The 560-nt window shown below is 45.9% G+C and carries 1 protein-coding gene; it reads right to left on the reverse strand.

Annotated features, from left to right (window positions below):
* Positions 1-560, reverse strand: a 560-nt coding sequence (locus N1032_RS27055; RefSeq protein WP_259543789.1) for a class II glutamine amidotransferase, incomplete at both ends; no start/stop codon positions are given.

The following is a 560-nucleotide window of genomic DNA, read 5'->3' on the forward strand; positions in this document are numbered from 1 at the left end:
AGGATATCTTCTATCGAGGTATCTGTCCCATCCATCGTCGTCATCATTGCTATCCCAGATAGAATTGCGTCCTGTACCAAGATACCCAGAGGTGTAGACGTATCGAAACACCGGAAGCTCATGCTTCCGTTCCTCCTTGAAACGGAACACACCATTGGCGATTTCAAAGACATACTGAACCCCCACTTCTGCTTCGAAGTGGCGTTTAGCAGTCGGCCCTTTGGTGCGCTTAGACAGCCACATGAGCATATCTTCTTCAGACGCACCGAACCAATCTCCAGAAGATGTTTCCATGAAGTGGAACGGACGATCTTTGTTGCGGATAAAGTTCAGTGTCTGGTCTTTGGCATCGAACCAAACCAGAGTAAACTTACCGTTTAACTTTTTGATCGTTTCTTCGATGCCGATTTTATCAATGGAATAAGCGATGTTTTCACTGTCCACTGCAAACTTCTGATGATCAGGCAACAGACTTTGATTATCCAAAGTACCATTGTGAACCAGAGTAATCGAACCATGTTGGAACGGATGGGCATTACGGTCAACGACTTCACCCATCG

Origin of the sequence: Herbiconiux daphne (assembly GCF_024979295.1) — a bacterium.
Taxonomy (GTDB): Bacteria; Actinomycetota; Actinomycetes; order Actinomycetales; family Microbacteriaceae; genus Herbiconiux; species Herbiconiux daphnes.